This is a genomic window from Pseudomaricurvus sp. ABR4_320, from assembly GCF_056159445.1.
In genome coordinates this window covers 115474-141448 of record NZ_JBSWVF010000011.1, presented here as the reverse complement: position 1 = coordinate 141448, position 25975 = coordinate 115474, and the positions used below count along the sequence as shown (strand labels likewise).

Annotated in this window: 23 protein-coding genes; 12 read left to right on the top strand and 11 right to left on the bottom strand. The window is 53.0% G+C overall.

The genetic code is table 11. From position 1 onward, the window contains the following. Positions 1–58: 58 nt before the first annotated feature. On the top strand, positions 59–859 hold the full coding sequence (gene murI / locus ACXAFR_RS19940) for a glutamate racemase (protein ID WP_475180071.1): 801 nt from the start codon (positions 59–61) through the stop codon (positions 857–859). Here murI and ACXAFR_RS19935 read toward each other — a convergent pair. The 4 genes from ACXAFR_RS19935 to ACXAFR_RS19920 form a co-directional block, all read right to left on the bottom strand. After that, positions 834–2246, bottom strand: a complete 1413-nt coding sequence (locus ACXAFR_RS19935; RefSeq protein ID WP_475180069.1) for a YdgA family protein — start codon at positions 2244–2246, stop codon at positions 834–836. The genes murI and ACXAFR_RS19935 overlap by 26 nt on opposite strands. 209 nt (positions 2247–2455) lie before the next feature. Further along, complete coding sequence (aspS, locus tag ACXAFR_RS19930; RefSeq protein ID WP_475180066.1) at positions 2456–4225, bottom strand: aspartate--tRNA ligase; 1770 nt, start codon at positions 4223–4225, stop codon at positions 2456–2458. A 68-nt stretch (positions 4226–4293) separates the two neighbouring features. Further along, positions 4294–4620 (bottom strand): FmdB family zinc ribbon protein, encoded by a 327-nt coding sequence (locus ACXAFR_RS19925; RefSeq protein ID WP_475180065.1) that lies wholly within the window; start codon positions 4618–4620, stop codon positions 4294–4296. Positions 4621–4725: 105 nt separating this feature from the next. Then, positions 4726–4857 (bottom strand): hypothetical protein, encoded by a 132-nt coding sequence (locus ACXAFR_RS19920; RefSeq protein ID WP_475180062.1) that lies wholly within the window; start codon positions 4855–4857, stop codon positions 4726–4728. A gap of 550 nt (positions 4858–5407) precedes the next feature. Between ACXAFR_RS19920 and ACXAFR_RS19915 the strand changes: the two genes are divergently transcribed. After that, a complete protein-coding gene (locus ACXAFR_RS19915) occupies positions 5408–5797 on the top strand; it encodes an HU family DNA-binding protein (protein WP_475180061.1) in 390 nt (129 codons plus the stop codon). Positions 5798–5937: 140 nt separating this feature from the next. On the opposite strand, the gene ACXAFR_RS19910 is transcribed toward ACXAFR_RS19915, so the two are convergent. Continuing rightward, positions 5938–6399, bottom strand: a complete 462-nt coding sequence (locus tag ACXAFR_RS19910) for an HIT domain-containing protein (RefSeq protein ID WP_475180059.1) — start codon at positions 6397–6399, stop codon at positions 5938–5940. 79 nt (positions 6400–6478) lie between these two features. Here ACXAFR_RS19910 and ACXAFR_RS19905 point away from each other — a divergent pair, with 79 nt between their 5' ends. The 3 genes from ACXAFR_RS19905 (at position 6479) to ACXAFR_RS19895 (ending at position 11007) form a co-directional block, all read left to right on the top strand. Further along, positions 6479–8203 (top strand): proline--tRNA ligase, encoded by a 1725-nt coding sequence (locus tag ACXAFR_RS19905; RefSeq protein ID WP_475180057.1) that lies wholly within the window; start codon positions 6479–6481, stop codon positions 8201–8203. A gap of 195 nt (positions 8204–8398) precedes the next feature. Continuing rightward, a complete protein-coding gene (locus tag ACXAFR_RS19900; protein WP_475180054.1) occupies positions 8399–10291 on the top strand; it encodes a DUF885 domain-containing protein in 1893 nt (630 codons plus the stop codon). An 83-nt stretch (positions 10292–10374) separates the two neighbouring features. After that, positions 10375–11007, top strand: a complete 633-nt coding sequence (locus ACXAFR_RS19895; protein WP_475180052.1) for a lytic transglycosylase domain-containing protein — start codon at positions 10375–10377, stop codon at positions 11005–11007. Here the strand turns inward: ACXAFR_RS19895 and ACXAFR_RS19890 are convergent. After that, positions 11004–11459 (bottom strand): TlpA family protein disulfide reductase, encoded by a 456-nt coding sequence (locus ACXAFR_RS19890; protein WP_475180051.1) that lies wholly within the window; start codon positions 11457–11459, stop codon positions 11004–11006. The genes ACXAFR_RS19895 and ACXAFR_RS19890 overlap by 4 nt on opposite strands. Then, positions 11456–12823, bottom strand: coding sequence for a YihY family inner membrane protein (locus ACXAFR_RS19885; RefSeq protein ID WP_475180049.1), 1368 nt, complete (start codon positions 12821–12823; stop codon positions 11456–11458). Before ACXAFR_RS19885 ends, ACXAFR_RS19890 begins: the two co-directional genes overlap by 4 nt. Before the next feature lie 90 nt (positions 12824–12913). Between ACXAFR_RS19885 and arsC the strand changes: the two genes are divergently transcribed. The 4 genes from arsC to sppA are packed head-to-tail and all read left to right on the top strand — an operon-like array spanning position 12914 to position 16159. Beyond that, positions 12914–13258, top strand: coding sequence for an arsenate reductase (glutaredoxin) (gene arsC, locus ACXAFR_RS19880; protein WP_475180048.1), 345 nt, complete (start codon positions 12914–12916; stop codon positions 13256–13258). Next, a complete protein-coding gene (gene wrbA, locus ACXAFR_RS19875; protein ID WP_475180045.1) occupies positions 13255–13875 on the top strand; it encodes an NAD(P)H:quinone oxidoreductase in 621 nt (206 codons plus the stop codon). Before arsC ends, wrbA begins: the two co-directional genes overlap by 4 nt. A gap of 10 nt (positions 13876–13885) precedes the next feature. Continuing rightward, positions 13886–14269 (top strand): DUF2069 domain-containing protein, encoded by a 384-nt coding sequence (locus tag ACXAFR_RS19870; RefSeq protein ID WP_475180044.1) that lies wholly within the window; start codon positions 13886–13888, stop codon positions 14267–14269. A 24-nt stretch (positions 14270–14293) separates the two neighbouring features. After that, the gene (gene sppA / locus ACXAFR_RS19865; protein WP_475180042.1) at positions 14294–16159 is read left to right on the top strand and encodes a signal peptide peptidase SppA; all 1866 of its coding nucleotides are present in this window, start codon (positions 14294–14296) and stop codon (positions 16157–16159) included. Positions 16160–16647: 488 nt separating this feature from the next. Here the strand turns inward: sppA and ACXAFR_RS19860 are convergent, their stop codons facing one another. The 3 genes from ACXAFR_RS19860 to ACXAFR_RS19850 all read right to left on the bottom strand — a co-directional run bounded on the left by ACXAFR_RS19860 (position 16648) and on the right by ACXAFR_RS19850 (position 19688). Continuing rightward, the gene (locus ACXAFR_RS19860) at positions 16648–17379 is read right to left on the bottom strand and encodes a hypothetical protein (protein ID WP_475180039.1); all 732 of its coding nucleotides are present in this window, start codon (positions 17377–17379) and stop codon (positions 16648–16650) included. Between the two features lie 102 nt (positions 17380–17481). Beyond that, on the bottom strand, positions 17482–18279 hold the full coding sequence (gene hda, locus ACXAFR_RS19855; protein WP_475180037.1) for a DnaA regulatory inactivator Hda: 798 nt from the start codon (positions 18277–18279) through the stop codon (positions 17482–17484). A 23-nt stretch (positions 18280–18302) separates the two neighbouring features. Then, entirely contained in the window at positions 18303–19688 is a 1386-nt protein-coding gene (locus ACXAFR_RS19850; protein ID WP_475180035.1) for a DUF2066 domain-containing protein, read from the bottom strand. 193 nt (positions 19689–19881) lie between these two features. Here ACXAFR_RS19850 and purM point away from each other — a divergent pair, with 193 nt between their 5' ends. Continuing rightward, positions 19882–20940, top strand: coding sequence for a phosphoribosylformylglycinamidine cyclo-ligase (purM, locus tag ACXAFR_RS19845; protein ID WP_475180028.1), 1059 nt, complete (start codon positions 19882–19884; stop codon positions 20938–20940). Next, on the top strand, positions 20937–21593 hold the full coding sequence (gene purN / locus ACXAFR_RS19840; protein WP_475180022.1) for a phosphoribosylglycinamide formyltransferase: 657 nt from the start codon (positions 20937–20939) through the stop codon (positions 21591–21593). Before purM ends, purN begins: the two co-directional genes overlap by 4 nt. A gap of 15 nt (positions 21594–21608) precedes the next feature. Here the strand turns inward: purN and ACXAFR_RS19835 are convergent, their stop codons facing one another. Continuing rightward, on the bottom strand, positions 21609–21794 hold the full coding sequence (locus ACXAFR_RS19835) for a hypothetical protein (RefSeq protein ID WP_475180020.1): 186 nt from the start codon (positions 21792–21794) through the stop codon (positions 21609–21611). 1119 nt (positions 21795–22913) lie between these two features. Here ACXAFR_RS19835 and ACXAFR_RS19830 point away from each other — a divergent pair. Then, positions 22914–25898 (top strand): ribonucleoside-diphosphate reductase subunit alpha, encoded by a 2985-nt coding sequence (locus ACXAFR_RS19830; RefSeq protein WP_475180018.1) that lies wholly within the window; start codon positions 22914–22916, stop codon positions 25896–25898. Positions 25899–25975 lie beyond the last annotated feature (77 nt).

The following is a 25975-nucleotide window of genomic DNA, read 5'->3' as shown; positions in this document are numbered from 1 at the left end:
GACCGATTCAAACAAAACTTTTACAATAGCGCCAGTTATCCAAGATGCGCGCTTTTCAATGTCTCCAATCGGTATTTTTGACTCTGGCATCGGCGGTCTTTCCGTCGCCAAGGCAATCCGACAACAGCTTCCCAAGGAAGATTTAATTTATATCGCAGATTCACGGTATGCTCCTTACGGTGAAAAGAGCGCCCTAGTCATACAGCAAAGAGCGGCAGCACTGACCCAATTTCTACGGTCACAACAGGCAAAGGCCATTGTGGTTGCGTGCAATACAGCGACAACAACCGCCATCAATTGCTTGCGTCAAAACAATCCCTGTTTGCCGATTATCGGTGTTGAGCCGGGCATTAAACCGGCGGTTAATAGCAGTCGAAATGGGAAAGTCGCCATACTGGCAACACCTCACACACTAACAACCGCCAGCTTCAAACGGCTGGCAAAGCGCTTTCAAAACTCTACAGAATTACATATCCAAGCCTGCCCCGCGCTCGTCCCCAGCATTGAAGCTCTGCAATTGGACAATGACAAGATTCAGGAGCAGGTAGACGTTTATCTACGCCCACTAATTGCCAAAGATATCGATACTCTTGTGTTGGGATGTACTCACTACGCCTGGATTAGACCATTGATCGAAAAGACTGTCGGCAAAACCATCACGGTTATCAGTACAGAAAAAGCGATCGCCAATCAGTTGCAACACCGTTTGCGAGAAGAGAATGTGTTGGCGACTCAAGAACAGAGCCGCCTGACGTTTTACAGCAGCGGCCCCCTAAAGCATTTTCAACAGCAAATTAAAACTCTTTGGGGACCATCAGCCAATGAAGCGAGTATTAATAGCCTCCCGCCATTGGATTGAAGGGCTGACCGTTTACCAACATCTCACCTTCTTCAAGCTTAAGACTAGACTTCAAGACACTGCCGTCACGAGTAACAAAGCCCATCTCAACCATAGAGGCGATTTGTTGCTCCATCATGGCTTGAGTTTCTTCGGGACTTAATCCCATACGAGCACCATTGTAACTTGCTGCGAATGCAATCATAAGTGGTTCAGAAATCGCTACAGAACCCGCCGCTTGCAGCTGCGTAAACAAAAACATGGGGTTGGCAAGCAAATCGGGATCGACATCACCAAGGCCCAGAGTGAGATCCATATCAACATCCCCTTCCGGAGCGGTAAACGCCAGCTTACTGACTGAAAACTTAGGCTCGAAATTCAGCAGTTCTGCAGCCTTGGATTTCAACGAGTCCAAAGCGGGATTTGGCGCGAAAGGATCCGCTGCCATCATTTGCTCTGGATTATTGTACAAATCCATGTATTGGCCATAAACATCAATCAGTGTTTCTTTGTGCAAATGGTTAAAGCCAAAGTCCAGGGCAATCGGCCCATAGGTAGTTTCTTTTGTCTGAGCTTCACCGACAGCAATATTGACATCAATATCGACGTATTCGTCGGTCGCAGGCATGTGCACCGCAGAGGTTATCGCCTGCATCACCAGAGACATATTCGCCATCTGATTATCAATGGACACCTTCTCAATCGCGAAGCTTTGATCACCGCCGTAAAGCAACGGCTCACTGGCATCGAGGCGCGACTGATCGGCATCAAACGTCAGTTTTTCCATAACCAGAGATTGACCTTCTGCAGTCATTTCAAACAACGGCAGCCCACCTTCCCAGGTGATTCGATCAAGATTCTTATCAAAGGTCATTGAGGCGGTCAGTGCATCCCAATTAAACACAACTGGATCCGTTGCGGGATCAACCGGAAGCTCAAAAGAGGCCGCCTGTATTATCATCTCGCTAGATCCACCTCCGCCAAAACCAAAAACGGTATGGGCAGAAATCAACGGTTTGTCACTGCCAGATTCGGCCAGAGTAATGTTCACAGACTCGGGCAAAACCATCTGCGAATCCATAGATGCCGCCCCCAGCGATGAGAAGCCAGGAAGAGGTCCGTGCTGAATCGTAGAATCAAATGTCAAACGCACAGGCTCCATGGCGCCACTGCCGTCGGTTGCGGCTACCGCTTCGGCAAGCCCCCCCAGCAACTCGATGACGACATGCTCTTCGGAACTGAAAACGCCGCGCTTAAATTCACGTTCAACGATACGAAAGTCGGATTCAGCCTCATAGATTTGATACTGAGATGCCAAAGTGCTATCGACCACACCACCTAAAAACCAAGCTGTCGCAGGATAGGCAACAACAACGGCAGCGCCGGCGAGTAAAATTCCCTTTTTCATAGGACTCCTCTGAGAAATTTACGAGAGCTGTACAAAAGCTCTGGGGACAAAAGTGTTCATCATATCGAATTAGACGGACGCAAAATGTGATGAGTCACACCAAACCCCTTCGATACCGTTACATCTAATGTAGTTTAGACTGAAAAAGCTGGATCTGAATAACAGGGGGCAAGACCTCGCCCCCTTGATAGGAACACGCCCGGTGTTTTTTATGCCTCAGGCGTTTTTTTCTTTAAGCGAATGTTGAGATCACGCAACTGCACATCGGTTACCGCACCCGGCGCATCTGTCATAACACAGGCCGCAGTCTGGGTTTTCGGGAAAGCGATCACATCGCGAATCGCATTTGTGCCGGTCATCAACATGATCAAACGATCGAGACCGAAGGCCAGACCGCCGTGGGGAGGCGCGCCATATTGCAACGCATCCAGCAGGAAGCCAAATTTCTCACGCTGCTCTTCCGCCTCGATACCGAGCACACGAAACACCGCCTGCTGCATATCTCCCTCATGTATACGTACAGATCCACCACCGACTTCATAGCCATTGAGCACCATGTCATAGGCACGAGACAAGGCATTCAGCGGATTGGCCTCAAGCTCTTCAGGTGAACATGAAGGCGCCGTGAACGGGTGGTGAAGAGAGGTAACGCCCCCCTCTTTGTCTTTCTCAAACATGGGGAAATCAACAACCCACAGTGGCGCCCAATCACAGGTATAAAGATTGAGGTCGTCACCCAGTTTGGAGCGCAGAGCCCCCAGGGCTTCCGATACCACGGAACGCTGATCGGCACCGAAAAATACGATGTCACCATCGGCAGCATCGAGGCGCTGCATAATGTTCATGGTGACGTCATCACCGAGGAACTTGATGATCGGCGACTGCAAACCTTCGATCCCCTTGGCCAGTTCATTCACCTTGATCCAGGCCAGACCTTTAGCACCGTAGATACCTACGAACTTGGTGTAATCGTCAATTTGTTTACGCGAAATGCTCGCACCACCAGGCACTTTTAACGCGGTAACCCGGCAGGCCGGATCGTTGGCAGGCCCGGCGAAGACTTTGAAATCGATGTCTTTTAATAGATCTTTGATTTCTACCAGTTCCAGCGGAATCCGCAGATCCGGTTTGTCGGAACCGAATTTTTCCATGGCATCGGCGTAAGTCATATGCGGGAAGCTGCCGAGATCGATGCCTTTCAGATCCTTGAAGAGTTTAACCACCATACCTTCGGCGACAGACATGATGGCGTCTTCATCCATAAAGGATGTTTCGATATCGATCTGAGTAAATTCCGGCTGGCGATCAGCGCGCAAATCTTCGTCGCGGAAGCACTTGGCAATCTGGTAATAACGATCGAAACCCGCCACCATCAACAATTGCTTAAACAATTGGGGTGACTGAGGCAGCGCAAAAAACTTTCCTTCGTGGGTTCTCGACGGCACCAAATAATCACGGGCGCCCTCCGGAGTCGCGCGAGTCAGGATCGGCGTTTCAACGTCGATAAATCCTTCTTCGTCCAAAAAGTTGCGAACTGCGCTGGTGACCTTGGCACGAAAGCGCAGACGTTCCTGGTTTTCCAGACGTCGCAGATCCAAAAAGCGATACTTCAAACGAACATCTTCCCCAACCGACTGATCGTGCATCGGGAAAGGCGTTGTCTCAGCGCTGTTGAGGATCGTAATGTCGAGACCGTAAACCTCGACTTTACCCGTCGCCATGTTGGGGTTTACTGTCGCCTCTGAACGGGCGCGAACCCGGCCACGGACCTGCAGGACATATTCACTGCGAACCTTGTCAGCTATGGCAAAATTGTCTTTTACATCGGGATCGAAAACCACCTGCACGATGCCTTCACGGTCACGCAGGTCGATAAAAATCACACCACCGTGATCCCGGCGCCGATCCACCCAACCACACAGGGTGATTTCTTTGTCGATATACGAGCTATCGATAACGCCACAATAATCGGTTCGCATAAGATTCTATTTCCTGTTTCTATATCAATGGCGCAGAGACGGTCGTCCGCCCCATCGGTTTCCTATTATCAGGTAGCCGACGAGTTCGAGTTCGAGCTGGACTTGGTTCCAGAATCGCCACCGGTTGAGGAACTTGAGGACTTGGCATCACTCTTAGTATCACTCTTGGCAGACGATTTATCGTCTCCACCGGCAAGGTTCTTTTTCTTGCCACTGTTTTTAAAGTCTGTTTCATACCAACCACCACCGGTCAGGCGAAACCCGGCCGCTGAGATCTTTTTGCTCAATTCAGGCTTATTGCACTCAGGGCAGTCTGTCAGTAACGGATCGCTCATTTTCTGTAGGACTTCCATCTCATGCCCACAGGAACGGCATACGTATTCATAAATCGGCATATCTGCACCTCGTCTTCCAATGCACCGACCAACGAAAAAAAAGGGCGCTAGTATACCCTAGGCCCCAGCCTCCGGTAAGTCGTGTATGGCCGCGGACTCAACTTTTCAACCTCCCGAGGTAAAAAAAGTCCTCCCAGGAGACCAGTCGACACCCATTTCGAAGGACAGAGGAGCAATCAATGCCCGTAATTCCGCCGTGGTGACGGTAAAAAACGGCTCCATAACGCTCATTTTCATCCTGGCCCCATAGATTTAGGTCTTTTTAAGGAATGCCGATAACCTCGCCCCCAGTGTTTAAGAGCAAGAGGTTTCAAACCTACTTCAGCTCAGATGCAACAAAAGCGGCCGATAACAGAATCGATAAGAATGAAAGAAAGCGTTTTTATCTGCCCGACAAGACATCAACCACGATCACACGCAAGCCTGCATCGCCATAGAAAGATTCACCGCAAGCGCAATCGGACCGACGAAAAATCACCTCGTAAGAAAGTCCTTAGTGCTTCACCTGCTTACCATCAAAAATCGATATCTCTTTCCCGAAACCGCCATTTTCGCCACAAAACGACAGTAGTCGGTCACCTTGAAAATTTATTTCGGCCAAATTTAAAAAAAATTTTCCTATTTGGAGGTTTTTTTTCGCAAAATTGTAGCGTCGGGCTATATTATCCTTATTATATAGGGCCAGCGGCACCCGCCCCGCTTCTGACTCTATAAAAACCGGGGTTTCGTAAGATCCCCCTATTTGAAAGTCGAGCCATACTCAAGTTACTGGAAGGAAGATTGATCTATGCCAGCTCCCAAAGCTACCGCCCGCAAAGCACCTGCAAAAGCATCTACTGCTGCAGAAAAGAAAGTGAAAGCGATTAGAGATCGCTACACAAAAACTCAGATTCTGACTCAGATTGCTGAAAACACGGAACTGTCCAAACGTCAGGTTCAAAGTGTTCTGGATGAGCTCAGCGACATCATCGAAGGCCACATCAAAAAGCGCGCAGTTGGCGAATTTGTTCTGCCCGGCCTGTTGAAGGTTAGCGCGGTGAAAAAACCGGCTCGCAAGGCTCGCAAGAACGTCCCCAACCCATTTAAGCCAGGCGAATTAATGGACGTTGCTGCAAAACCAGCCAGCGTACAGGTAAAAATCCGTCCGCTGAAAAAGCTTAAGGATATGGCCGAGTAATCACCCTTCGGTGATATCTCTGCAAAGGCAGGGGTAAAACTCAGTCAAAAAATAAAAGAAGGGGCAACGATGAATCCATCGTTGCCCCTTCTTTATATAAGCTATATATAAGCCGTTTAATACAGTAACGCGGAGGCGACCTAGCCCTCGTAACTGTCCGTTTCCCGAAAGTCATCTCCCGCCAAAGCGCTGCGCAAACGCGACACCAAGCTGGTCAATTTTTCAGGCTCGTAAGCGGCAGCGGGATGCATACCCCAGATGGAGCGCGGCCAGGCCTTATCATTGTTAAAACGCGCCACCACATGCATATGCAACTGCGGCACGCTGTTGCCAAGGGAGGCAACGTTCATTTTCTCAGGGACAAACAAATCGGCCATCACTTCGGACAAATGACAGACTTCATTCATCAATTGTTGTCGATCCACCTCTGACAAATGGTGTAAATCGCGCTTGCCGGGCCGTCTCGGCACCAGAATACACCAGGGATAATTGGCGTCGCGGCTCAACAGCACCAGCGACAAGGGCATTTCACCGAGAACCACACAGTCCTCGGCCAATTGGGGGTGCAGTACAAATTTTTTTTGTACATCTAGTTCTGACATTTTTTATCCTCCTTTCCCCACCATGACTTCCACCGTAGAATACCCCTCTTCCAGTCACCCAGTCGAGAACCACGTCTCTATGCGCTCCAGCCGTTTTCTCATCGCCACCCTAAAACAGAACCCCTCGGATGCCGTTGCTATCAGCCATCAATTGATGTTGCGCGCCGGAATGATTCGTCAATTGGCCTCAGGCCTTTACACCTGGCTGCCGATGGGTCTGCGGGTCATGCGCAAAGTTGAAACCATCGTGCGGGAAGAAATGAACCGCGTCGGCGCCCAGGAAGTCCTGATGCCCGTTGTTCAGCCTGCCGAGCTCTGGGAGGAATCCGGACGCTGGAATCAATTTGGCCCCGAATTACTGCGCTTTGCCGACCGACATGAAAATGGCTTCTGCCTCGGTCCGACCCATGAAGAAGTGATTACGGATATGGTGCGCAATGAGCTCAATAGCTACAAACAACTGCCGGCGAACTTCTATCAGATTCAAACCAAATTCCGCGACGAAGTTCGCCCACGCTTTGGCGTTATGCGTTCGCGAGAATTCATTATGAAGGACGCCTACTCCTTCCACATCAGCGACGAATCACTGCAGGCAACCTATGCCGATATGCATGGCGCCTATTGTGCGGTTTTTGATCGTATCGGCCTGAATTACCGCCCTGTACTGGCGGACACCGGCTCGATCGGCGGTTCCGGATCCCATGAATTTCACGTCTTAGCCGACAGCGGCGAAGACGATATCGCCTTCAGCACCGACAGCGACTACGCGGCGAACGTCGAACTTGCTGAAGCCCTGGCTCCGGCTGGCGAGCGCCCAGCGCCCAATCAAGAATTAAACGAAGTTGCCACCCCCGGCCAACACACCATTGCTGCAGTTGCGCAGTGTTTGCATTTGCAGACTTCCGAGGTGTTAAAGACGTTGATCGTCCTTGGCGAACCCGATGAAGATGGCAAGCAGGGGCTCGTCGCATTGGTACTGCGAGGCGATCACCAACTGAACGAGCTCAAAGCCGAAAAACTGCCGATGATTGCTTCACCATTAAAAATGGCGGGCGAACAGCAGATTAAAGAGACCTTGGGTTGCAGCATTGGCTCCATTGGCCCTGTCGGTCTGGAAATCCCCATTGTTGTCGACCGAGCCGCCGCCGCAGCCGCCAACTTCTGTTGTGGCGCCAACCGCGACGATTATCACCTCACCGGCGTGAATTGGGAACGGGATCTGCCCCTGGGGGATGTCGCCGACATCCGCAACGTGGTTGCCGGCGATCCCAGTCCGTGCGGAAAAGGCACCATCGACATACGCCGGGGAATTGAAGTTGGGCATATTTTCCAATTGGGTACTAAGTACAGCAGTGCTTTGAATGCCAAAGTTCTCGATGAGCAGGGCAAAGAAAAAGTGCTGTCGATGGGTTGTTACGGCATTGGCGTGACGCGCGTGGTAGCCGCTGCCATTGAGCAAAACTACGATGACAACGGCATCATTTGGCCGGAAGCCATTGCTCCCTTTCAGCTCGCACTGATCCCAATCAATATGCACAAGTCCGATGCTGTGCGCGAAGCCTGCGAAAAGCTCTATACGGAATTGACCGAACAGGGCATTGACGTTCTGTTTATGGATGAAGAAAAAGCGCGCCTGGGCGTGCTGCTTGCCAACACAGAATTAATGGGTATTCCACACAGATTGGTGGTTGGTGATCGAGGCCTAGAAGGCGGCACGATTGAATATAAAGGCCGTCGCGATGCTGAAAAACAGGATATTCCACTGGCCGATCTGCCAGCGTTCCTGCAAGGAAAATTACTCTGAGTGCCCCCGAGCCGGTTGCTTGCTCATCAGAAAATTACGATGAACACACGGTGTAAACAACACGCCGTAAATACATTTATAGAAACCCTATGCAGTACGCCTGCTGCATAGGGTTTACGACACAATGTATTCATTATTTCAACGGGTTAGCATACCGGCACATTGATACAACCCTAAAGGACTAAACGGTATTTCATGAAGCTGAATACACTGGCTCTGGCGATCATCATCGCCAGCGCAGGGAGTCTTACCTTGAGCAGCTGCAGCACGAACGACCAAAAGTCACAGGACAAGCCGACGATGGATGAGTCCCTTACCGACACAGCAGCAGCCCAACAACTTGATATCGTCATCGACAAAGCTACCCTAGAGTTCCTGGAACAACAACCGACACTGTCAACCATGTTGGCGCTGGAGCCCGATGCCGCGGGCGGTAGTTATAATGACCGATTCCCCGATTACTCTGTCGCTGGCATGGCGAAAATGCAAAGCACCATGGGCGATGCTGCAGCCAAGCTACAAGCGATAAACAGTGACAAACTCTCGCCAGAGCAACAATATCACCAACAGATATTGATCAACATTTTCGATTACTTCCGCGGAGATGTCTCTTTTCCCGGCGGCTATATCGACACCTGGGCGGGACACCTGCCCTACATCATCAACCAGATTTCCGGCCCTTTGATTGATGCTCCCAAACTGATGCAAGTACAACAGTCCGTCACCTCAAAACAAGAGGCGCAAGACTATGTAACACGCCTCGACCGTATGGGCGATTTTGTCGACGGAGTCATCGCGAAATATCGTGCGGATATGGAAAACGGCATTGTCCTGCCGAAAAAACTGCATCCGAAAACTCTGGATTTCTTCGATGCCTTTCTCGCCAGTGATCCAGCCGACCACGAACTCGTGCGCAGCTTTGCCGAAAAGCTCGCCAAGATCGACGACATAACTGACGAAGATCGAGCGCAACTGATCGGCGATGTCACGGATAAGGTGGCAACCGTGGTCTATCCCGCTTACCAAAGAGCGCGTGATCTCATGACCCTAAGCGAGTCTAAAGCGAGAGACGGTGACGGCATCTGGGCCCAACCGGGCGGTGACGAATTCTATCGTCATGAGATTCGCTTTTTGGGTGATTCAACGCTGACACCGGCGCAAATTCATCAGCTTGGGCTTGACGAAGTGGAACGCATTTCCACTGAAATGGACAGCTTGTTAAGCGCGAACGGCTTCACCGAAGGCTCGGTCGGCGAACGTATGATTGAGCTCGGCAAGCAGGACGGTCAAGTCTATCCGGCTACTGATGAAGGCCGCGCTGACCTATTGAATTACCTCAATGGCGAAATCAAAAAAGTCATGGCCAAGGCGCCACAATTCTACGGCACCATTCCAGATCAAGCCGTTGAAGTGCGCCGCATTCCGCCAGTAACAGAAGCCGGCGAAGCGGGCGGCTTTTACACGCCACCGTCGCTGGACGGGACCCGTCCAGGCATCTACTGGATCAATCTGCGAGATATGGAAGCCGTGGCCAAGTTTGGTCTCAAAACCTTGACCTATCACGAGGCGGTACCCGGACATCATTTCCAGATTGCCCTGAACATGGCGCAGGACGACATCGGCCTGATGCGCCAAAATGCCCCCTACAACGCTTATGTAGAAGGCTGGGCGCTCTACTCTGAATACCTGGCCAGTACCAAATTGGGCATGTACGACGACGATCCCTTCGGCGATCTCGGCCGCCTGCAAGCGGAACTTTATCGGGCCGTGCGCTTAGTGGTCGACACCGGCTTGCACGACAAACACTGGACCCGCGAACAAGCCATCGACTATTTCCACGCCACCGCAGGCTCGCCTCTGTCTGACGTGGTACCGGAAGTCGAACGCTACATGGCCTGGCCAGGTCAGGCTCTCGGCTACAAACTCGGCATGTTGATGTTTGTGAAGTTGGAGCGCGAAGCGGAAGCCGCCCTTGGTGACGACTTCGATATTCGTGAATTCCACGACATCATCCTCCTGCCCGGCGCTCGCCCGATGGCCATGGTTAAAGACGACGTCGAACGGTGGATTAAGGACAAACGGGGCTGATCCTCGCAAAACCGGGACGCAGTCACGCTCTTTAGAAGCGCGATGGGCTAGACTCAAAACATAGTGTTTTTTGATGTCACCCCATGACTGCAGCCCCTCTAAAGTGTCGCCAACAGCGAGTGCGTGGTTTTCTTTGCTGCGCGCTGAGCTTGCTGTGCCTGATACTGAGTCATGTGAGTCACGTGCACGCTGATAACACCCTCGCCATGATCGACCCGACTCCGGAAGTCGATCAGGAGCTGCGCCAGTTTCTAAAATCGACGATTGAGCGCAGCGACAGCTTCGTCGATCGCTTCGATGCGGAAGTCTGGTTGATGTCAAAGCAGACGGCCCTGGAGCGCTTCATTAAAGATCCCGCGCAACGATTGGATATTCTGCGGGAAATTCACCGCGCCGCCTCCCTGGTCGACATCTCGCCTGAAATCGTCCTGGCCGTCATCGAAGTGGAAAGTCATTTTGACCGCTTCGCGATCTCTCGGGTCGGAGCCCAAGGCATGATGCAGGTAATGCCATTTTGGAAAAATGAGATTGGTCACCCGGAAGATAATCTCACCGACATCGCAACGAATCTTCGCTACGGTTGCGCCATTCTCAAGCACTATCTTGAGCGAGCGAACGGTCATCTGCCGGAAGCGCTGGCGCGCTACAACGGCAGTTATGGCAAGCTCTGGTATCCGCGGCGTGTTATGGATGCCTGGGAAAGAAACTGGCGCTAATCAATCAGCTTGGGCACCTGTTCGGTCAGACTGGCCAGTGTTTGAGGGCCGACCAAAGTGGTGATGGGATCACCGGCCGGATCAAACACCAACGTTGCAGGTAGCATTTTGGGGCGCTCATACCCGAGTACTTCAAACGGATCCTGCTGCAATAACTCAAATTCAATGCCGAGACTCTCTGCCTGGCGTCTTAGCCCTGCGGTGTCTGGACGGTCAAAGTTGACCCCCAGCACAACAACGCGCTCAGGATAGGTTTTCTGCAACGCATTGAGTTCCGGGATTTCTTCCCTGCACGGCTTGCACCACTCTGCCCAATAATTGATAAACACGGTACTTCCACGCAGCTCACCCCAGTCGACATCACCAGAATCCAAATAGACCAAGGTTTTTTGACCGCAGCCGGTCAGCACACTGGCGAGAATAAAACTCACCAGCAACCCCATTCGGTTCATCGAAACGCCTTGCGCAAGTTGCTCGCAACGGAATTCTCTGACGACGGTGAACTGGGTTTGGGCGCGGGTAACTCCGGAGGCGCCGATACGGCGGGGCTATCGCCTGTCACATCTAACAGCTCATGCAGACTGACATCCAATGCTGAGTTGCGCGTTTCCTCAACTTGACGCAGCCTCGACTCAACGCCATCGAACCACGCTTGCTGTCGTAGATGATCATCCGCGCCATCCAGTTCAGAGTCTCCTCCCAACATATGAGCAAGCTGCCCGAGTGTCACCGTACGTAAATCGCGACAGAGGACAAAGTCATCCTGGTGGGTGACGGTAATCAAATTGTTACTGGTAAACACCTCGCGCAACCGATGCCACTGGTTTGGCTCCACCCCGACACCCAACAGCTGGCTGGTACCGACACTTTTGCCCTCCCAGTTTTGAGCCTTAAACTGCGCCAGCGCCAACAGAGCGGCCAACAAATCGGAGTAGCTGTTTACCGCCGAATCTTTCTGAAAGCTCGACAGACAACGAGTCAATAAGCCCCCCGCCAATACAATGACCCACAGAATATAAATCCAGATCAGGAACAGCGGCACAATCGCAAAAGCACCGTATATCGCAGTAAACGTGGTATGACGAATGATGGCACCGAACAAATCTTTGATCAGCTCAAAGAAAATCGTTGCCAGCACACCGCCAATAATCGCGTGTTTAAAAGGAACATGGCAGTTGGGGATCGCCGCAAATAACAGCGTCATGGCGATGGCGGTCAACAACCAGGGAAACGCACTGAACAAGACAGAAATACCCGCAATCTCAGCGCCATCGGCAAACAGTTGCAGCGACAGGACATAGGTACTCATGGCGAAGCCGACACCCAACAGCAGCGGCCCTAAACTCAGCACAGCCCAGTACAACAGAAAACTCGGTAAGCCTTTGCGGTCGTCCTCTACCCCCCAAATGCCATTGAAGGTGCCTTCGATGTTTTTGATCATAAAAAAGGCCGTGCAGATCAACAGCAATACCCCGGCCAGGGTTAAACTGCGAGCCTGCTGGGTAAATTCTTCCAGATAGGATTTGATCTCCAGTCCGGAATCCGGCATTAAATGCTCGAACATAAACTGCTGCAGCTGTTGTTCCACACCGGAAAACGCCGGGAACAGAGAGAACATGGTAAACACCACGGTCATCAAGGGAACAACCGCGAACAGCGTCATGTAGGTCAGCGCCGCCGCTTCTTTTTGACAGCTCTTGGCCTGATATTCCCGCACCAAGTACTTGCCGAAGCGCAACATCAAATCGCGATCTATCCCCTCTTTAAAGGATGAGGGTAGAGTCATTTTGGGAGTGAACGAATTTTTTAAAGCCATAGAGTAACCAGAAGCCGATCAATAGAGTTACTTACGTATACCGATTACAATAACCCAGTTTTTAGCGTTCCACATCCAGGAAATCAGGGAATGGTCACCATCTATCACAATCCTCGCTGTTCAAAATCCCGTCAAACCCTCGCTCTGATCGAGGAAAAAGGCGTCGAACCCGAGGTTATTCTGTATCTTGAAACACCCCCCAGTGCTGCTCAGTTAAAGAAACTGATCAAACAGTTGGGCATTACACCGAGGGAGCTGTTGCGTAAGGGCGAAGACGCCTACAAAGACAACAATCTGAAAAACCCGGATCTGTCTGACGCCGATCTGATTGCCGCCATGGTCGCCCACCCCAAGCTTATCGAGCGGCCCATCGTGGTCAAAGGTGAGCAGGCCGTGCTCGGACGCCCACCGGAAAATGTGTTGGAGCTGCTGTGAGCGACGCCTACGTTCTGGTGCTCTATTACTCCCGCCACGGAGCCACGGCAAAAATGGCGCTGGAAATCGCCCGCGGCATTGAGCAGTCCGGGCAAATGACCGCTATGGTCCGCACCGTTCCACCGGTCTCAACGGTTTGCGAAGCCACGGAGCCAGAGATTCCCGCAGAAGGCGCTGTCTATTGTACCCAGGAGGATCTCGCCAACTGCAGCGGTCTTATCCTCGGCAGTCCCACGCGCTTTGGCAATATGGCCGCCCCTCTTAAGTACTTTCTCGACGGCAGCAGCGATACCTGGCTGAACGGCCGCCTGATCAACAAACCCGCGGCGGTATTCACCTCGACCAGCAGCCTGCACGGCGGCCAGGAAAGTACACTGCTGAGCATGATGTTGCCATTGCTCCACCACGGAATGGTCTGTGCCGGCCTGCCCTACTCGGCAAGCGATCTGCTCCATACCACCGATGGCGGAACGCCCTATGGCGCGTCACACCTGGCGGGAGCCGACAGCAAGCGTCCGCTGTCAGAGACGGAGACTCGTCTCTGCCAGACGTTAGGAAAACGCGTGGCAACCTTGGCCCAAGCGCTCAGCGTAACGACTCCTCAGGCAACTCACTAACAGGATCGGCATGCCCAATAATCTGCGTTATTCCCGAATTGCGACACGCGTTTCCGTTTATCTACTGCTTGTCCTCTATACTTTGGGTTTGTTCATCAATGGCTTACACACCTGGATTCTCTGGCTGATCCCCTGCCTGACGGTAGCGGCATTTCTGCCGGGAATTCATGCAGACCATGCACGCACCTGCGATTGGCTGTGTTTTGTTATTCTCCTGCACTTTACGGTTGGAGTGTCTAACGCCATGGCGCCCAATGGTGACTGGCGGGACATTGTTCAGGTGTTTTTGAGCGTCGCGATATTTATCAGTGCCATGTTCAACAGCCGCTGGCTGAAAGCCTGGCAATACGAGCGCTCACAAGCGACAACAGACGACGCCCACAGTGCGACTTAATTTGAAGAAAAGAGACCAACACACATGAGTATTACCGGATTCTTCCGAGGGATTTTCTCGTTTATCTGGCGTTTGATCACCTGGCTGCGGGTCGGCCTGGCAAATCTGCTGTTTCTCCTGGTTATCGTGGTCATCGTCGCGGCCCTCTGGCCTCGCGAGCAGCGTCAAGTGCCTGAAAATGTCGCCCTGCGCGTCGTACCCAGTGGTTTTCTGGTCGACCAATACAGCTATGTGGACCCCGTTGCTCAGGTCATGTCTATTGGCTCAGAAGCCCAGGGCGAAACCCGTGTTCGGGATGTCGTGACCGCAATCAATCGCGCCGCCGACGATCCCCGCATTACCTCATTGGTATTGGAACTGGATGAACTGCTCGGCGGCGGCATCAGTAAGATGCAGGAAATCGGCAACGCCCTGGAAAACTTCAGCCGCAGCAACAAGCCCATTTACGCCGTCAGCGACAACCTGACTCAGGATCAATTGTTCCTGGCCAGCTACGCCGACCATCTGATCATTCACCCAATGGGAACGGTAATTCTGACGGGCTACAGCAGCTATCGGCAGTATTATCGTGACGCTCTCGACAAACTTGAACTGAACATGCACGTCTACCGGGTCGGCACCTATAAAGACGCCGTAGAACCTTATTTGCGCGACAGCATGTCCGACGCGTCAAAGGAACACAACGGTCGCTGGCTCAATGAGTTGTGGAAAAACTATACCGATACCGTGGAACAGCATCGGGCACTGCCCACCGGACGCGTGAATGATTTTATCAATCGTCTGGATGTCTACCTCGAAGCCAACGGTGGTGACACCGCTCTGGCAGCGCTTAACGCAGGATTGGTTGATGAACTCGCCGACCACACGGAGCAGCGCACCTACTTCCGCGATCGAATTGGTGAAGACCAGCGCACTGGCAGCTACGCCTCAGTGGATTACCACGCCTACCTTGCTCTGACAAAACCAAAACCCGCTCTGAATCAATCTCAGGTGGGCTTGATCGTCGCATCCGGTATTATTTTGGATGGCGAACAACCGAAAGGAGCCATCGGTTCTGACTCCCTGGCTCAGCTTATCCATCAGGCCCGCAACGACGACAGCATCAAGGCGTTAGTTGTGCGTGTCGACAGCGGCGGTGGCAGCGCCTTCGCCTCGGAGATCATCCGGCAGGAGCTGCAGGCGGCACGGGATGACGGTTTACCGGTCTTTATTTCTATGGGCAGCATCGCCGCCTCCGGTGGCTATTGGATGTCCATGGCATCAGACCAAGTCTGGGCGACCCCCACCACGCTGACCGGTTCCATTGGTGTTTTCAGTGCCTTCCCGACGCTGGAAAATACTCTCGGTAAACTGGGCATCAACACTGATGGTGTCGGCACCACTAGCTTGTCTGACGCCCTGCGTTTGGATATGCCCATGACGCCCATGGGTGACAAGATTCTGCAGCAGACGGTTGAAAGTATTTACAGCCAGTTTACGGGTCTCGTCTCCAACTCTCGCCCACTTACCCGCGAAGAAGTGGATCAAGTGGGACAAGGACGCGTATGGACCGGCCATGCTGCTCAAGAGCTGAAACTGGTGGATAACCTTGGTGATCTGCAAACGGTGATCGCTGCTGCAGCCAGTGCTGCGGGTCTGGATGACTATGGTGTTGTCGAAGTGGAACGTCCGCTTACCCCAGCCGAGCAGATCGCTCAACAATTGGCTGGACGTTTGGTTCAAGCCGGTGCGGATTTCCATTCACCCGCCACCTCCTTGCAACAGACACTGGCCACGGTTGAACATTATCTGGCACCACTGGCACAGACATTTAATCCATCAGCGAAAAACGCGGTCATGGGTGACCCGAGATCCGTTTACGCGCAATGCACCGAGTGTTTAGCGCCCTAAACGCCGCTCGATGCATTCATCACGTTAAGCCGGGCTTAGGCCCGGCTTTTTTATGTCTGGTGTTTTGTTTTGCTGTTTTGTGGGTGTTGATTCCGCATCCCGTTTTTAAATTGGATTATTTGATTGCCCTCTGTCGCCGGACAGGCGAGTCCCTTTTCTTTACACCAAGAAAAGGAACCAAAAGAGGCGTATTCAAAGCCTGCGGCTTTGGAAGGGAATATTAATCTGTGCCAGTCCAACATCAAACGTATGACGATCGACCTTTATCCAATTTAATTTTGGCAACTGGAAGGTCATTTTGTAACTCGACGTTATTCAATTCTTTTTTAGTTACCCTTTGTCGCCGGGCGGGCGAGTCCCTTTTCTTTACACCAAAAAAAGGAACCAAAAGAGGTGCCCTCAAAGCCTTCGGCTTTGGAAAGGGTATGGGTAAGTACCAAGACGGAAAATTAAACGCTGTTTCTGAAACCATTAAGCGTTTTTGATTCCTACGTCCAATCAAAGGTGATTAGGGCAACCTGGTCTTTGGGATCATAAAACAACAGCATATCCGCTCCACCACAGTCCAAATAATCACAGGACGGTACGACATAGTGATCTGTCGTTATGGTGCCGATGTAAGAAAAATGGCGACCGTCTTCTGTCAGCGGGTAACACTTATCCCAGGCATCGCCTTCGTCATCCCTGTAGTAACCGGCCTTGGCGATAGGAAAGTTCGCCATATTAGACCAGTTGCCATCCAACGGTTCTCCGCCCAATTCAGCCACCAAATCAACGCGATCCTTATCAGGATAGTGGCCTAATTCATCGGGCTCAGCCCAAAGATGGTGGAGGCAACCGTGGGTTTGAAAATGTTCGAACCGCATACGATAGGCAGAATGGACCTTATCGTAATAGGCTTTCATGGCATCTCGTTTAAAAAACTGAAAGTCACACGCCAATTGGTAGCGTCCATCTTCGATGTGAAAAGCAACCCAATTTTCTCGGCACAGGTGGTTATGGTATGGCTCACGATTTTCGCCGATGACGCCACTGTACGGCTCAATGGGCATAACGAAATGAACAGGCCCCTGCCACTCGGGGTTTATACTGGCAAGGTCTACCGTGGCTAGCGGTAAAAAGTGTTGGGCATGTTTTTCGACTTGATTGGCGAAAACATCACTCGGATTCGGAAAAGGTCGAAAATGCGGTGTCGACCGATACAAGGTTTCTCCATTCATTGCGCGCTCGTCATGTACATTGTTGTTCACTCAACACATTAGACGGACACGAATGAAGGCGTTCTCGCGGCAACTGCAGCACGGGCCACACCAGCAGAAAATCTAAAGATTGAGAATTTCTTTGACGAAAGGAATGGTAATGCGCCGCTGCTGCTCCATCGAAGCCTGATCCAATTGCTGCAAGCTACTGAAGACTCGCTGGGGTTCACGGGGAATTCGATGCAGGATAAACCGCGCCACGTCGTCGCCGATATCCAGCCCCCGCTCCCGGGCGCGCAACTGTAACGCGGCGACCATTTGCGAATCATCCAAACTTTGCAAACGCAGCACCAGCCCCCAATTGAGTCGGGATTTTAGATCAGCCAGTTTGACTTCAAGCTCACGGGGTCCAACACGGCCACCGAAAACAATGGCCCTGCCACGATCGCGCATGCGATTAATGAGATGGAAAAGCTGCGCCTCCCACTCGCCGCGCCCAGCGACCAACTGGACGTCATCCAAACAAACGAGATCCAGCTCATCGAGCCCGTCCATCAGCAGGAAAGCTTCATTGGTGCGCGAGGTTTCTTCAGTAATAAACGCCGACAACGGCAGATATTGCGCGGATAATCCCTGAGCGTCCGCCGCCTGACAGACGCCTTGCAAAAGATGGGAAACACCGCTGCTGGGCGCGCCCCACAGATAAATGGCGGACTCCCCGGCACCGGCGGCCATGTCTTTCAGGGCATTCAATGCCTGCTCGGATGGGCTGCCCGCTTCGGCGTAAAAATTGGCGAAGGTCGCGTCGTCATCCAGCCGGATGGGCAGAGAGAGCTGACGCGGCGCCTGCGATGCAGAACCTTTGCCACGCGCGCCCTGCTTGGCAACATCTGCAGACTGAGAAGACTTGTCGTTTGTCATTGTAAAAGAAATAACCTCAACCGTTATTGCGTCCAGCGATACTGTAGAGGATTGTCGCGACTGCCTGGTTCGCTGAACTGATTCGCGTCATTGTCGCTTAGAACCCGGGTCTCTGTCGCCTCTCGCGCTGTCGGAGTCGCAACCCTTTGACCATCAACTACGCTGCCCGTTACCACCCCCGAAGGAGCTGGTGCCATTACATCAAGCTTGCCGGACATCACCTCATCGGTAAAAGACATGGGGGCTGGCGCCTCAGAATGCCGAGGATTTTCCAGCCGCGGCAAGGGCTCTGGGCGTTGTTGCTCCGCAATGGGCAACAGGCGACGATCCAGATCGATGGCGTCACGCAAACTGTCGATACCACCTTCCAACTCCAATTCGACCCACAGCTGGTTATTGGCAACCGCTTGTACGTGAATGTTGCGAATCACCTCGACGTTATCCAGATACTCTTGCACAGCGATATATTCGGCAAAACCACCCACGTCTTTCAAGACGAGAAATGCATTTTCTTCAGACATGCCTGGCACAATCGCGTACATCCGCGCCAGCACATCGGCTACCGCAGACGTCCCTTGAGCCAACAATTCGTCTTCGCTGGAGGCCTCGACATCCAAAACTTCTCGCTGACCGCGGTGCAACAAGGTCCAGGTTCCCAGCCAGCTACCGCTGGACATTTGGCTGTAACGCCCCACCAAAATGGCATCCGGCTGATAGCGAGAAGAGGCATCAATGATCGTGGACTCATCCAACCGCCAGAGCTGATTGGCGCTGATGCTGACCTGATCTTCCAGATCCAGCAACGGCAGAATCACCGGCAGCCCGCGATTGTCGGCGGTTTCTGTCACCGCCTCTCGATTATGCTGCGCCCGTTCGGCGCTGGAAATCTCGTCTTGATCGTCTCGTCGCGGATCAAACCGTGGATCGTCCTGGCGTTCGGGCGTTTCATCCCCCGCTTGCAGGGAAACCATCTCACGACCGTCACGCAGAGAATCCCGCACCAACCAATAGAGCACCGCCGGGCGATTGGAAGACCACAGATACTGGCGCTGCTCTCGCAGAACCTTTTCCACACCGCTGCGGGAAAAGCTCAGCACCAGTCGAATCGCCGTCTGCTCTTTACCTTTGACCTCGATGGTTTCATCCGTCGATTCATAGCGCCAGGCATCCACCAGACGCTCGGCGTTGGGGAAGGCGTTTTTGTCCCGCAGGCGCCGCACCACACGGGCATCACCGGAGACCCGCACCATCACATGCTCCAGGGCACGGGTATAGGCAGCCTGCCGCTGACGCACACTCTGGTCCGGCAAGAGTTCGCTTTGCACATACAGATCGCGAATCACTTCGGCGCGCAGGAAAGGAGGCCATGCCAGTAACACCAGCAGCACCGGCAACAAAAGGCGTATCAACGTCGACTCTCCAACAGTCTTTATAAAAAGAGGTAGTGAATGAGGGCGCTATTATGCCCGTCTGCCCAACACTCCACCAGCGCCGCGGCCAACTCTCCAATCTGGACGACCAGAGTCAGCGAGGGCTATTACGATTCTGCGGCGGTTACTGCTAGAATAGCCGCCTTTTCAAATCCACGGGTTCCTGGCCACTATGAGTGATAACGCAAATCCCCCATCCCTCAGCTATAAAGACGCCGGAGTCGATATTGATGCCGGTAACGCCCTGGTGGAACGCATCAAAAGCGTCGCCAGCAAAACCCGCCGTCCCGGTGTGATGGCCGGACTCGGCGGCTTCGGCGCCCTCTTCGAACTGCCCACCGGCTACAAAGAACCCGTACTGATTTCTGGCACCGACGGCGTCGGCACCAAATTGCGACTGGCGTTGGAACTCAACAAGCACGACACCATCGGTATCGATCTGGTCGCCATGTGCGTGAACGATCTTGTTGTTGCCGGTGCAGAACCACTGTTCTTCCTCGACTATTACGCCACCGGCAAACTCAGTGTCGACACCGCCGCCGATGTGGTCACGGGCATTGGTGCCGGCTGCGAGCTCTCTGGCTGCGCCTTGGTCGGCGGCGAAACCGCTGAAATGCCCGGCATGTACCAGGGCGAAGAATACGACCTCGCCGGTTTTTGTGTCGGTATCGCGGAAAAATCCGAACTGATCGACGGCAGCAAGGTGCAGACGGGCGATGTCATTCTAGGCCTTAAATCCAGCGGCGCTCACTCCAATGGTTACTCTTTGATTCGAAAAATCATCGAAGTTTCCGGCGCCGATCTGCAACAGCCCCTTGGCGACACCACCCTTGGTAACGCCCTGCTGGAACCCACCCGAATATACGTCAAACCACTGCTCGAGCTGATCAAAGCCAGCCAGGTCAATGCCATGGCGCACATCACGGGTGGCGGACTGCTGGAAAACATTCCCCGGGTACTGCCTGAGGGCAGCAAAGCCGTTATCGACATCAACAGCTGGGAAATGCCCCCGGTCTTCCAGTGGTTACAGCAGGCTGGCAATGTTGAAGCGCGGGAAATGTACCGTACCTTTAACTGCGGCATGGGCATGGCGGTGGTCGTTCCCGCTGCCGAGAAAGACAACGCCATCAAACTACTGAGTGACGCCGGAGAATCCGTCTTCGTCGCTGGGCATATTGCCAGTGCAAGTGAAGGCGAAGAGATGGTGGAACTGGTGGGACTGACCGCGTGATCAATCTGGTCGTATTGATCTCCGGTGGCGGCACCAATCTGCAGGCATTGATCGATGGCTGTCAGGATGGGCGTATTGGCAACGCCAAAATCGCTGCGGTGATCAGTAATAAAGACGGCGTATTCGGACTCGAGCGCGCCCGGCAGGCGGGAATTCCCGCGCTGACCATCAACCATCGGGATTTTGCCAGTCGTGAAGATTTTGACCAGGCTCTGGCCAAGAAGATTGACCAATACCAGCCAAACTTGGTGGTGTTAGCCGGCTTTATGCGGATTCTCACCGCAGCATTCACCGATCGCTACGCCGGTCGTATGCTCAATATTCACCCCTCTTTGCTGCCCAAATATCCGGGCCTGCACACCCATCAACGGGCCTTAGATGCCGGCGATAATGAGCATGGCGTAACCGTGCACTTCGTCACATCAGAACTGGATTGCGGCCCCCATGTGATTCAGGCGCGGGTGCCCGTGTTGGAGGGTGATGACGCGGATGCTCTCGCCGGGCGCGTACTGCAACAAGAGCACATTATCTATCCCATGGCCGTCGACTGGTTTGCCCGGGGGCGATTGAAAATGAACGCCAACCGCGCACTTCTGGATGGCAGGCCACTGCCGTCCGCTGGTTATCAAATCAGCGCAGCCAATCAAGACTAGGGAAAGCGATAGACGTTAATGGGCGGTGTTTTTGCGCTGCCCACAGCGGGTACATTCGTAGACCGTGACCAACTTACCCTCCTTCACATCGAACTTCTGCTCAGTGATCACCTTCCACTTGTGAAAGCCACTGCGGCACAGGGTTTTGCCCTTGTGTTTTTCAGTGGGAGTGGGTCGTTTGAATTTGATGACGTCGCCCATGGTGGACCTTTTTTAACGCTTGTCGAGGGAGTCTGTTTTACAGAGTAAGTGTATTACTTTTAGAGGCGGCTCACCAAGCTGTTACCGATTTACGATAGGTAGCTTAATACAGCTAATAACTTGACCACTCGAATAGATTCTTTCGTTTTTTTAAGGTTTGCCCTCTATCGCCGGGCAGGGCGAGTTCCTTTTCTTTACGCCAAGAAAAGGACCCAAAAGAAGCGTATCCAAAGCCTTCGGCTTTGGAAGGGGGTATTTGTCGTGCCAAACTCAGGCTTAGTGCTGCTGTATCGAGTAAAAGCATATCTTCTCGTTTAGATATGACTCACCAAGCTGTTACTGATTTGGCGGAATCTAGACTTGGTAGATTTAATATCGCCGATAACCTGGCCATTGGAATAGATTCTTTTGTTTTTTTAAGATTTGCCCTCTATCGCCGGGCGGGGCGAGTTCCTTTTCTTAACACATAGGGAGGTTCAGGAAGGGGATATCTGTCGTGCCAGTCTCAGACCTAGCGCTGTTGAATTTTCACTCTTTAAAACATGCGAATACAAAAAACAGGAAATAACGAGAGCCAAAATCGACACGGAATAAGCGCGTTTTAGCCGTTGTGGATAATCGTCACCCAGCCAAATCCCATTTGGCGCAAAAATCACTGGACAATTTTCGCGACCACCACATATAGTGTTTGTGCCATTTGGGCACCACCATATAAATGGTCATAATTTTGTCGAAATTTAGAAAAAAAAATTATAAACCGCACCCAAAAAAGTTATCCCAAGGCAAACCCACGCGCCACTAGGACAGTTACGTTAGCGCCCACTAACACCACAGAATACTCACATTTTATCCACAAATAATCAAAAGGTTTGCTTCCTTGAAAACCCCCAGATACCGCATTATCTTGTAGTTAAGCATCACACAAAGACCCATATATTGGGTTTCGCTCTTTACTCAGAGACACCATCTGGGATCTGGAAAAGCGGGGATAACCCGCCACACACCAGCCCTGACAAGGCCTCAAACGATATTACCCAGCCGGACACACCGTTTTTGCACACAAGATCTTGTGTGTCAGGCCAATGACACCCTGAACACTGCCAGCGAGTGGAGTACTCAATGCAAACCGACTCTGATCTGAAACCTGCCCCTACTACCAGACCAGCGCCAAACAGTCCTGCCGATGAAGGCAATCTGTCTGCCGTTGCTCCGGGCCAACTGCGCGTGATCAAGCGCAACGGTACTGTCGTCCCGTTTGACGAGAGCAAGATTACCGTCGCCATGACCAAAGCGTTCCTGGCGGTAGAAGGCGGTCAGGCGGCAGCGTCTCGTCGCGTTCACGATGTGGTTGCCTCCCTGGCGAACCAAATCACCAAAACCTTCAAGCGCCGCATGCCGTCCGGCGGCACCGTTCACATTGAAGACATTCAAGATCAGGTGGAACTCACGCTGATGCGCTCCGGCGAACACAAGATCGCCCGCGACTATGTGATCTACCGTGAGGAGCGCGCCCGCATTCGTACCAACTTGCAAGAACAGCAAGGTATCGATGCCGATTCCAGCTCTCTCGAAGTCGTTATGCCAGACGGCAGCCTGCAGCCGTTGGATCTGGTACGCCTGCGCACCCTGGTGGAAGAAGCCTGTGCCGGCCTGAAAAACGTCGAAGTGAACAAGATCCTCGACGAAGCCATGCGCAACCTCTACAACGGCGTTTCCCACGAGGACATCAACACCTCGCTGGTGATCACCGCTCGCACGCTGGTCGAAAAAGAGCCGAACTACTCCTTCGCCACCGCGCGCCTGCTGCTCGACAAACTGCGTACCGAAGCCCTCAACTTTATGGGCCTGGCGATGACTGCCACCCAGAGCGACATGGCGCTCTACTACCCACAAGCGCTGCCTGCATACATCCAAAAAGGGGTTGAGCTGGAACTGCTGTCGCCCAACCTGCTGGACTACGACCTGAATGTTCTGGCCGATGCCCTGGACGCCGAAGGTGACCTCAAGTTTACCTACCTGGGCCTGCAGACTCTGTACGACCGCTACTTTATCCACTCCCAGGAAGGCACTCGTTTTGAACTGCCGCAGATCTTCTTTATGCGTGTCGCCATGGGCCTCGCCTACGAAGAAGAGAACCGCGAAGAGCGCGCCATCGAGTTCTACAAATTGCTGAGCTCTTTCGACTACATGTGCTCCACGCCTACCCTGTTCAACGCCGGTACTCTGCGCCCGCAACTGTCTTCCTGCTACCTGACCACCGTGCCCGATCACCTGCACGGCATCTACGGTGCGATTCAAGACAACGCCATGCTGTCCAAATGGGCTGGCGGTCTGGGTAACGACTGGACACCCGTACGCTCTCTGGGTTCTTACATCAAAGGCACCAACGGCAAATCACAAGGTGTTGTCCCCTTCCTGAAAGTGGCCAACGACACCGCCGTCGCCGTTAACCAAGGTGGCAAGCGTAAGGGCGCTGTCTGTGCCTACCTGGAAACCTGGCACTTAGACATCGAAGAATTCCTCGAGCTGCGTAAGAACACCGGTGACGACCGTCGTCGTACCCACGATATGAACACCGCCAACTGGGTGCCCGACCTGTTTATGAAGCGCGTCTTCGAAAACGGTAACTGGACGCTCTTCTCACCGGCCGACGCACCGGATCTGCACGACCTTTACGGCCTGGCCTTCCAAGAGCGTTACGAAGAATACGAGCGCAAAGCCGCTGTTGGTGAAATCAAGCTCTACAAAACTCTGAAAGCCATCGACCTGTGGCGCAAGATGCTGGGCATGCTGTTCGAAACTGGCCACCCTTGGATCACCTTTAAGGATGCCTGTAACCTGCGCAGTCCTCAGCAGCACGCTGGCGTGGTTCACTCATCGAACCTGTGTACCGAGATTACGCTGAACACCAAAGCGGGTGAAGAAATTGCCGTGTGTAACCTGGGTTCCATCAACCTGGCACAACACGTCAACGAAGACGGCATGTTGAACGCCGGCAAACTGGAGCGCACAGTACGCACTGCGGTTCGCATGCTCGATAACGTGATCGACATCAACTACTACTCGGTAGAAACCGCGCGCGCCTCTAACATGCGCCATCGTCCTGTCGGTCTTGGCATTATGGGCTTCCAGGATGCGCTCTACAAAATGGGCTTTGCCTACGGTTCGGAAGAGGCCGTGGAATTTGCCGACCGCTCCATGGAAGCGATCAGCTACTTTGCCATCAACTCGTCCAGCGATTTAGCGGTAGAGCGCGGCGCCTACTCCACCTTCGAAGGCTCACTGTGGAGCCAGGGCATTCTGCCGATTGATTCTATCGATCTGCTGGCCGAAAACCGCGGCGTCGAGTACACCGAAGTGGATCGCAGCCAGGCCTTCGATTGGGCCAGCCTGCGCGGCAAAGTCCAAGAGCAAGGCATGCGTAACTCCAACGTGATGGCGATTGCACCAACGGCAACCATCGCCAACATTACCGGGGTGTCTCAGTCCATCGAGCCGACGTATCAGAACCTGTATGTGAAATCCAACCTGTCCGGCGAATTCACCGTGGTGAACCCCTACCTGGTGCACGAGCTGAAAGATCGCGGCCTGTGGGATTCGGTCATGGTTAACGACCTGAAATACTACGAAGGCTCTGTGCAGAACATCGATCGCATTCCGACCGACATCAAGCGCAAGTTCGCCACCGCCTTTGAAGTAGACGCCAAGTGGATCATCGCCGCGGCCAGCCGTCGCCAGAAGTGGATCGATCAGGCTCAAAGCTTGAACCTCTACATCGCCGGCGCTAACGGTAAAAAGCTGGACGAAACCTACCGTTTGGCCTGGCAGCAGGGTTTGAAAACCACCTACTACCTGCGCGCACTGGCTGCGACCAGCACCGAGAAATCCACGATTTCCACCGGCAACCTGAACGCGGTGTCTGCCAACGGTAATGGCAACGGCAGCATGCAGTCAGCACCGGCCAAAGAAGATACAAGCGCGGCCAAAGCCAAACCGGCCAAAAGCGCTGCTGAAGCCGTCGCTGAAAAAATGGAACCCGTACAAGCGGCGCCTGTGCCACTGGCCTGCTCTCTGGATGACCCAGACTGCGAAGCCTGCCAGTAAGCGCAACACGAAAGACAATACAAAGAAGCCGCGCTCACGAGGCGCGGCCGACACACTGAATCGATAGAGAGGAACAC

Coding starts and splice junctions, on each gene's coding strand:
- murI (WP_475180071.1), top strand. CDS start 59: ATGTCTCCAATCGGTATTTTTGACTCTGGCATCGGCGGTCTTTCCGTC.
- ACXAFR_RS19935 (WP_475180069.1), bottom strand. CDS start 2,246: ATGAAAAAGGGAATTTTACTCGCCGGCGCTGCCGTTGTTGTTGCCTAT.
- aspS (WP_475180066.1), bottom strand. CDS start 4,225: ATGCGAACCGATTATTGTGGCGTTATCGATAGCTCGTATATCGACAAA.
- ACXAFR_RS19925 (WP_475180065.1), bottom strand. CDS start 4,620: ATGCCGATTTATGAATACGTATGCCGTTCCTGTGGGCATGAGATGGAA.
- ACXAFR_RS19920 (WP_475180062.1), bottom strand. CDS start 4,857: ATGAAAATGAGCGTTATGGAGCCGTTTTTTACCGTCACCACGGCGGAA.
- ACXAFR_RS19915 (WP_475180061.1), top strand. CDS start 5,408: ATGCCAGCTCCCAAAGCTACCGCCCGCAAAGCACCTGCAAAAGCATCT.
- ACXAFR_RS19910 (WP_475180059.1), bottom strand. CDS start 6,399: ATGTCAGAACTAGATGTACAAAAAAAATTTGTACTGCACCCCCAATTG.
- ACXAFR_RS19905 (WP_475180057.1), top strand. CDS start 6,479: ATGCGCTCCAGCCGTTTTCTCATCGCCACCCTAAAACAGAACCCCTCG.
- ACXAFR_RS19900 (WP_475180054.1), top strand. CDS start 8,399: ATGAAGCTGAATACACTGGCTCTGGCGATCATCATCGCCAGCGCAGGG.
- ACXAFR_RS19895 (WP_475180052.1), top strand. CDS start 10,375: ATGACTGCAGCCCCTCTAAAGTGTCGCCAACAGCGAGTGCGTGGTTTT.
- ACXAFR_RS19890 (WP_475180051.1), bottom strand. CDS start 11,459: ATGAACCGAATGGGGTTGCTGGTGAGTTTTATTCTCGCCAGTGTGCTG.
- ACXAFR_RS19885 (WP_475180049.1), bottom strand. CDS start 12,823: ATGGCTTTAAAAAATTCGTTCACTCCCAAAATGACTCTACCCTCATCC.
- arsC (WP_475180048.1), top strand. CDS start 12,914: ATGGTCACCATCTATCACAATCCTCGCTGTTCAAAATCCCGTCAAACC.
- ACXAFR_RS19870 (WP_475180044.1), top strand. CDS start 13,886: ATGCCCAATAATCTGCGTTATTCCCGAATTGCGACACGCGTTTCCGTT.
- sppA (WP_475180042.1), top strand. CDS start 14,294: ATGAGTATTACCGGATTCTTCCGAGGGATTTTCTCGTTTATCTGGCGT.
- ACXAFR_RS19860 (WP_475180039.1), bottom strand. CDS start 17,379: ATGAATGGAGAAACCTTGTATCGGTCGACACCGCATTTTCGACCTTTT.
- hda (WP_475180037.1), bottom strand. CDS start 18,279: ATGACAAACGACAAGTCTTCTCAGTCTGCAGATGTTGCCAAGCAGGGC.
- purM (WP_475180028.1), top strand. CDS start 19,882: ATGAGTGATAACGCAAATCCCCCATCCCTCAGCTATAAAGACGCCGGA.
- ACXAFR_RS19835 (WP_475180020.1), bottom strand. CDS start 21,794: ATGGGCGACGTCATCAAATTCAAACGACCCACTCCCACTGAAAAACAC.
- ACXAFR_RS19830 (WP_475180018.1), top strand. CDS start 22,914: ATGCAAACCGACTCTGATCTGAAACCTGCCCCTACTACCAGACCAGCG.